Origin of the sequence: Paenibacillus doosanensis, assembly GCF_025060755.1 — a bacterium.
Lineage (GTDB): Bacteria > Bacillota > Bacilli > Paenibacillales > NBRC-103111 > Paenibacillus_S > Paenibacillus_S doosanensis.
Genome location: NZ_JANYUY010000077.1, coordinates 23,465 through 30,187, shown reverse-complemented (window position 1 = coordinate 30,187; position 6,723 = coordinate 23,465). Strand labels below are relative to the sequence as shown.

7 protein-coding genes are annotated in these 6,723 nt (G+C 52.8%); 2 read left to right on the top strand and 5 right to left on the bottom strand.

Annotated elements, in window-relative coordinates:
- Nucleotides 1-169: 169 nt before the first annotated feature.
- The 3 genes from N0M98_RS31555 to N0M98_RS31545 form a co-directional block, all read right to left on the bottom strand.
- A complete protein-coding gene (locus N0M98_RS31555; RefSeq protein WP_259620254.1) occupies nt 170-931 on the bottom strand; it encodes an SIMPL domain-containing protein in 762 nt (253 codons plus the stop codon).
- 196 nt (nt 932-1,127) lie between these two features.
- The gene (locus N0M98_RS31550) at nt 1,128-1,514 is read right to left on the bottom strand and encodes a c-type cytochrome (RefSeq protein ID WP_259620253.1); all 387 of its coding nucleotides are present in this window, start codon (nt 1,512-1,514) and stop codon (nt 1,128-1,130) included.
- Nucleotides 1,515-1,666: 152 nt separating this feature from the next.
- Nucleotides 1,667-2,527, bottom strand: a complete 861-nt coding sequence (locus tag N0M98_RS31545) for an AraC family transcriptional regulator (RefSeq protein WP_249866016.1) — start codon at nt 2,525-2,527, stop codon at nt 1,667-1,669.
- Nucleotides 2,528-2,598: 71 nt separating this feature from the next.
- Here N0M98_RS31545 and mutY point away from each other — a divergent pair, with 71 nt between their 5' ends.
- Both mutY and N0M98_RS31535 read left to right on the top strand, forming a co-directional pair.
- A complete protein-coding gene (gene mutY / locus N0M98_RS31540; RefSeq protein ID WP_249866015.1) occupies nt 2,599-3,717 on the top strand; it encodes an A/G-specific adenine glycosylase in 1,119 nt (372 codons plus the stop codon).
- Nucleotides 3,718-3,943: 226 nt separating this feature from the next.
- Entirely contained in the window at nt 3,944-4,573 is a 630-nt protein-coding gene (locus tag N0M98_RS31535) for a hypothetical protein (RefSeq protein ID WP_259620252.1), read from the top strand.
- A 90-nt stretch (nt 4,574-4,663) separates the two neighbouring features.
- On the opposite strand, the gene N0M98_RS31530 is transcribed toward N0M98_RS31535, so the two are convergent.
- Together N0M98_RS31530 and N0M98_RS31525 are read right to left on the bottom strand one after the other, a co-directional pair.
- Nucleotides 4,664-5,347: a Crp/Fnr family transcriptional regulator gene (locus N0M98_RS31530; protein WP_259620251.1), complete on the bottom strand. Its 684-nt coding sequence runs from the start codon at nt 5,345-5,347 to the stop codon at nt 4,664-4,666.
- Nucleotides 5,348-5,372: 25 nt separating this feature from the next.
- Nucleotides 5,373-6,497 (bottom strand): HD-GYP domain-containing protein, encoded by a 1,125-nt coding sequence (locus N0M98_RS31525; RefSeq protein WP_259620250.1) that lies wholly within the window; start codon nt 6,495-6,497, stop codon nt 5,373-5,375.
- Between the last annotated feature and the right edge of the window lie 226 nt (nt 6,498-6,723).

The following is a 6,723-nucleotide window of genomic DNA, read 5'->3' as shown; positions in this document are numbered from 1 at the left end:
TCCGGCGACGGAGGAAGACGGCTCACTCCTGAAGATGGGGAACTGACGAAGGAAAGCCGTGTGCGGGAAATCCGCTTGCACGGTTTGGCGGGGAGTCCGGGGGAGTAATCCCCCGTCTTACCCTACTCGCATCCTGTCGATTACCGCTTACTACTTGCTGCAAGCCCGATTAAAACTCGTATTGGACCGTAACGCTGGTCGTAATCGTCAGTTCTCCGGGGGAGATGCTGGTTCCGGCTGCGGAAGAAGCCATATCCGCCTTCATCATCATCGGGCTGTACTGACGAACCACCGGCCAGCCCGATGTGCCGCCTTCGGCGACATTCATAATGCCTTTGAGCTCTTTGCCGGCCGTCTTGGCAATCGCTTTGGCTTTCACTTCGGCATTCTTCATAGCGGAGTCGATCGCTTGAATTTCATAATCCTGCCGCTTCTCCGTATCGAATTGGATGCCGTTAATTTGATTTGCGCCTGCACCCGATGCGGCGTCGAGGAAGGTGCCGATTTTATCGATATCCCGGTAAGTGACCTGAACGGTTTGCGATGCGGAATAGCCGGTAATGACCGGTTCTTTATCGGTGTAGTTGTACACCGGCTGCACCTGGAACGAGGAGGTCTTCACGTCCTTCTGGTCCAGCTTATACGTATCGAACAGCATGGACGTCAGCTTCTGGAAGCTTTCCGCATTTTTCGCTTGCGCTTCGTTGGCCGTATCGGCTTTGGTTACTACACCGAGGCTGATGTAGGCTACGTCCGGCGTAATCTTGATCTCGCCTTGACCGCTGACGGAAATGCTGTTTCTCGCGTCTTCCTGGGCGGCGTAGGCCGGAGCGACTCCTGACGGGTATGCGGTTGTAAAGTAGGTCAATCCGGTAAGCAAAGTGATTGCAGCGACTCCGACGATAATCTTGCTTTTTACAGTGGATTTCATGATATTCCCCCGATTCCCAAATTGTTGTTTCCACCCTTACAAACGAAGATGCTTGGATAAATGTTGCAAAAAAAAGAACGGAATTTTTAAAATTCCGTTGGATCATGAGCAGTGCATCTTCGTTATGCCGTTTGCATCGGGTCATATATCCGCTGCGGCAAGAAAGCCGCGGGAATTGGGCGGGAACGGGGGAACGTTATTTTTTTCCGGCAAGCCATTCGGCCAAAACTTCCGCTTCCTCCGGTTTGACCTTGGAGCTGAGAGCGGGCATGCCGCCGCCGCCGTTCAGAATTTGGCTGGTGATCTGTTCCTTGGTCAGCTTGGCGCCGATTTTTTGCAGATTGGAATCGGGGCCGACTTTCCCTTCCAGATTGTTGCCGTGACAAGACATGCAGTTTTGTTTATATAGCGCCTGCGCCTGCTCCGGCGCGCTTGCCAGTTGATCCCCTTGCGCGGATGAGGCATTTTTGCCGGCGCCGCCGAAGGGCTCGCCGCTCTGTTTGGCGGCTCCTCCGCATCCGGCGATCGCCCCTGCCAGCAGCAGTACGGAAGCCCAGCCGAGTCCTTTATAAAGCATGTTCATCCGAAATCCTCCCCTATGTCATCCGTGTCATTCTTCATTCAGGGGTAGCGTACACTTTTCGCCGAATGTTGTCAAACTTTGCAAAACCGCGGTTGGAGCGTCGTCTCGGACGGCTCCCATCGCCGAACGGATTGAAATCCGACAACGGGCTCCTAACAGTCCATCAAAGGGGAGAACCGGTGTTTTTTGGCGTAATCGCGGGGAGAGACCCCGGTTACCTTTTTGAAAATGCGGCTGAAATAAAATTCGTCCGTATAGCCGACGCTGCTGGCGATCAGCTTCAGCCGGTAATCGGACAGCACGAGCAGCTCCTTGGCGCGGTCGACGCGCAGATGGGTCAAATAGTCGATAGGGCTGTACCCGATATATTTCTTGAATAAGCGGGAATAATGGCTCACGCTGAGCCCGGCCATCTGCGCCAGGCTTTCCAAGGTTAGCGGCTCCTGGTAATGGCCGATCATATAATCTTGCGTCAGCTCGATGGCGGCCGTCGTATCCCCCGCGATTTTCTGGGCGCGGAAGTCTTGGATCAGCGTAAGGAACAGCTCCAGGAGCAGTATTTTGCGCCGCATGGCGGTCATATGCCCTCTGCGCTTCCACAAAATGTCGAGCTGCTCGAACAAATAGATCAGCTGCGGCGTATTGTTGACCGTGTACATCCCTTCGAGCGGGAAGGCGGTTTCCGCAGCATTGCGATAAATCCACTGTTCCTTCTCTTCGTAAGTTTCCGTATAATGAAAACGGAGGAAGTAGTACTCTAGCGGCTGTTCGGGATCGGTCGTCCGCTCGACGATCATGCCGGGACTGAAGCAGAACAGCTTTCCGGGCTCCGCCGGATAGTGCTTCCCGTTAATGGTGAACGAGCCCTTGCCTTTGATGATGAGCCAGACCGAATTGTGCCGGATCGATCGAGGCAGCTGATGCCACTCGGGGCTGCATTTTTGATGGCCGACAAGAAGAATGGAGATGACCAGCTTGTTCAGTCGTGCCGCCAATTCACCGGGAGTTAACATATTTTTCACTCCTCCGATGGATTCAATCGCCATTCATTATATCATATCGTTCTTTACTAGAAGGAGACCTCATGGATACAAATGAGAAAAAACAGTTTTTTTCCGAGCATTTACTTGCCTGGTACCGCAAGCACCGCCGCGATTTGCCGTGGCGCCGCAGCCGCAACCCTTATCATATATGGATTTCGGAAGTTATGCTCCAGCAAACGCGGGTCGATACGGTCATCCCGTACTTTCACCGGTTCACCGAGCGTTTTCCGACGATGGAAGCGCTGGCTAACGCACCGGAGGAGGAAGTGCTGAAGCTGTGGGAAGGGCTAGGCTATTATTCGAGAGCCCGCAACCTGCAGGGGGCGGTAAGGGAAGTACAGGAGCGCTACGGCGGAGTTGTGCCGGACACGCTGAAGGAGATTTCGACGCTCAAGGGCGTCGGCCCCTATACGGCCGGAGCCGTGCTGAGCATCGCGTATAATAAGCCGGAGCCCGCGGTTGACGGCAATGTGATGCGGGTGCTGTCGCGTTATTTTCTGATCGAAGAAGATATTATGAAGATCGGCACAAGAGGGATCATGGAAAAGCTCGCCAAGGAGCTGATTCCCGAAGGGGCGGCAGGTGACTTCAATCAAGGCTTGATGGAGCTCGGGGCGATGGTCTGTACGCCGCGTTCCCCGCATTGCCTGACCTGTCCGGTGATGGAGCATTGCGCCGCGAGGGAGATGGGGATGGAGGAGGAGCTGCCGGTGAAGAAGAAGGCCAAGCCTCCGCGCCCGGAATACCGGATCGCCGCGCTGATCGAAGGAAGCGGGCCGCAGGAAGGCCATATCTTGATCCGGCAGCGTCCGCAGGAAGGCTTGCTTGCCCGGATGTGGGAGCTGCCGCATGTGGAGGTGCCGTTCGGCTATGCGGATGCGTCCGGTGTGCCTGCTTCGATCTCCGTGCTGACGGAGCAGCTCGCGCTGGAGACGATCGGCATTCGCCCAGGACAAGGTTTTATGCATGCCGAGCATACGTTCAGTCACATCCATTGGGATATGCAGGTCGTAACCTGTAGTCTGGAGCCGTCGGTTGTTCCGTCCGGCACGGGTATGCTGCTGCCTTCCCATTACCAATGGGTGAACCGGGATACGATGGAGCAGTATGCTTTTCCGAACGTATTCCTTAAAATTTTGAAGCGATACTTCTCCTTATAATTTCTTTCAAATACAAACGGCAAAAGGCCATAGTTCGCAACTTCGGACTGGGGCATTTTGCCGTTTTATGTTTGGAATGGAGCTGACCTCTTTGTGGATTATATTGAAAAATTTGGGATCTTATGACCTATATTCTTCCATAAATCTTTGTGTGATAATGTGAAATGGCTGGCCAGCCGTATCATGAATCTAGCTTTTATTCACTATGATTGAGGAGGAAGGCTTTGTGAAATTCAAAAAAACAGTTAGCGTGTTTCTGGTTTTATGCTTCTTTCTGGTAACGGTTCAATCCGCCTTTGCGAGCGCTCCGGTGGTCGGCCCTATTGTCTGGAATAATAGTGCGTGGGCAGATGAGCCTTATGGGTACGCCAGCGTAAGCGACGGTTGGACCGAGGTCGGCTTCACCACGAACGGGCAGTATGACAACAGCTTTTACGGCGCCTCCAGCTCGGACACGGTCATTGATGTTCAAAATGTCAGTTCCATTTCATTCGATTACGATTTTTATACTAGCTGCTATGACGATATGGGCGATTGGCACACCGTCTCCTTAAGCATTTACCTGAGAAATCCGGACGGTTCCGGGGATTACATATTGGATGCCACATGGGATACCCCGTCCGACGATGCGGACAATAACGATTCAGGCCGGCTGACAGTCAACCTTGACAACCCAATCCGATATGAACGAAACATAAGCGGCACAAGGTTAGGTAATATTACAGCCCCGACTCATTCTCTCTCCGCGCCATTCACCGGGAAAGTGTATATTTCTGTAAGTACGGTCAGCGCGGGGTTCAACCATACCGCTTGGTCGAAGGCCGGAGGCAGTATCAGCAGCATTACTTTTAACTAGCCTGCAGCTCTTCCTCGGCACACCAAACAGCCCGGTTTTCTTGGCGCCAACGATCGGTTGGACGGAGAACCGGGCTTCTTTTTTCGGCATTTAAATAATCCGTTCCTTCAGAGCGCTCATGCTCTTGATATTAATCATTTTCTTATCGATGGTAATGATTCCGTCTTCTTGAAGCTCCTGCAGCACCTTGGTGACGGATTCCCGCACCGTTCCGGCCATATTGGCGAGCTGCTGATGCGTCAGCTTCATGGCGATCGTCACTCCGCTCTGTTTGGACACGCCATGCTCCTCCGCCAGCCGGGCAATCACCTTAATCGTGCGCGTGCGCACGTCAAGGAAGGTCAGATCGTAGATTTGCTCGTTGGCTTTGCGCAGCCGCTCCATAGTGACCTGCAGCAGCTTGAGGCTCAGTTTGGGCGACTTTTCGAGAAATTCGATGAAATCGGATCGCTTGAGCGTGTACATGGTCGTCGAGGCCAATGTTTCCACGGTAGCGGAGCGGGTCATCCCCGTCTCCAGAAGCGACATCTCCCCGAAATAATCGCCTTCCCGGAACAAACTTAAAATGACTTCCTTCGTATAGTCCATCCGGTAAATTTTGACGACGCCGGTTTCAATGATGAAAAATTCGTTGCCCGAATCGCCCTCATGGAATAAAACCGTATTTTTCTTATAATGCCGCTCCGCAAAAAGAGGAGCAATCGATTCCAGCTCGCTTGCGGATAAATGCTCAAATATAGGTACTTCTTTCAATAAAAGAACAATATTCTGCATCTGTTGCTCATCTCTTTTCTTAATCCTAATGTACCAATGCGTCTTCCCCTATACGGTAGATCATGATGCTTAGATGACGGGATAAGTCGAGTTCGACGGGCTCGCTCAAATCGTCACCCTGCTCATTGGTCAAAATGCGAACGACCGGCCTTTGCTTGAACCCGGGATTGTGCTTCGCCACAATGCCGATCTGTCCCGTGCTCAGGCGGACGCTTAGCCCGACAGGGTATATAGCCACTTTGTCGCGGAAAAAGTCCACCTTATCTCTATCATACAGCGTTCCCGCTCTTGTGAAAAGATTTTCCAGAGCATGATCCGGCGGGAAGGCAGGACGGTAAGGACGCGGATTGGTCATCGCATCGTAAGCGTCCAGCAGCCCGACCCATTGGGCGAACGGATGAATGCCTGCTTCGGTGAGTCCGGCCGGATAGCCGCTGCCGTTGATTTTTTCGTGATGCTGCAGAGCGCAATGTGCGGATAAGAGCGGAATGCCCGGAGCATCCTTGACGATTTTATAGCCGTACTCCGTATGTTTTTGAATTTCTTCATATTCGAGCGGTGTAAGGGGGCCTGTTTTGAGCAGCAGCTTCGGGGATACTTGCGTATTGCCGATATCATGCAGCATGGCGCCGAGACCGAGCGCGTAAAGCTGCTCTTGTCCGTAACCCTCCAGAAGGCCGATACGGGTCGCGTAGACGCAGACGTTCAAGGCGTTGCGGCACAACTGGTCAACGACCGATAAGCTGCTTCGGTTCATATGCATCAGCAGAATCGTATCTTCCTCGGGCGAATGCCGGTACTGCTCGGACAGATCGTCAAGGATCAGCTCCATGCTCTTCAGGGCGGCTTTCGATAAGGAGCGCATATCGCCGCTGTTCCAATCGCCCGATTGCTGAAGCCGCTGGAACGCAGGCATCAGATGGAGCCGGACGGCCGTTATGGTATCTTCGTTCAGAGCGTCAGCGATTCGGATATCTTCGGTCCGTTCATCCTCAATGAACAAATGCTGGTAGCCCATAAGCTTTAATTTGCGAATATCAGGCTGGGTAAGCTCGGAGTGGTAGCGGAGCATCGTTTGCCCCTCTTCGGACACAATGGATTTACCGATCCGCATGCCGGGCTGCACCATGGAGATAGGGAGTAGTCTCATCGACCTTTATACCACCTCTATATTCGGTTAGTAGATTCGCGGGCTCGGTTGCGAGCTTGACCGTTAAGGCCTGGCGGGGCTTAATGCATCGACAATCGGTTTGGTTTTTATTATTTCATATCTATTTAAAAAATGCTACGAAAGTTTACCAAAATTGAACAAATTGTCATCAGGCATACCGGGACCCTAGCCATGAAAAAGAGAGGAGCCCGATCAGGCTCCCCTC

Bases quoted from the DNA above. Each gene is read 5' to 3' on its own strand.
- N0M98_RS31530 (WP_259620251.1), bottom strand. From the start codon at position 5,347: ATGCAGAATATTGTTCTTTTATTGAAAGAAGTACCTATATTTGAGCAT.
- mutY (WP_249866015.1), top strand. From the start codon at position 2,599: ATGGATACAAATGAGAAAAAACAGTTTTTTTCCGAGCATTTACTTGCC.
- N0M98_RS31550 (WP_259620253.1), bottom strand. From the start codon at position 1,514: ATGAACATGCTTTATAAAGGACTCGGCTGGGCTTCCGTACTGCTGCTG.
- N0M98_RS31555 (WP_259620254.1), bottom strand. From the start codon at position 931: ATGAAATCCACTGTAAAAAGCAAGATTATCGTCGGAGTCGCTGCAATC.
- N0M98_RS31525 (WP_259620250.1), bottom strand. From the start codon at position 6,497: ATGAGACTACTCCCTATCTCCATGGTGCAGCCCGGCATGCGGATCGGT.
- N0M98_RS31545 (WP_249866016.1), bottom strand. From the start codon at position 2,527: ATGTTAACTCCCGGTGAATTGGCGGCACGACTGAACAAGCTGGTCATC.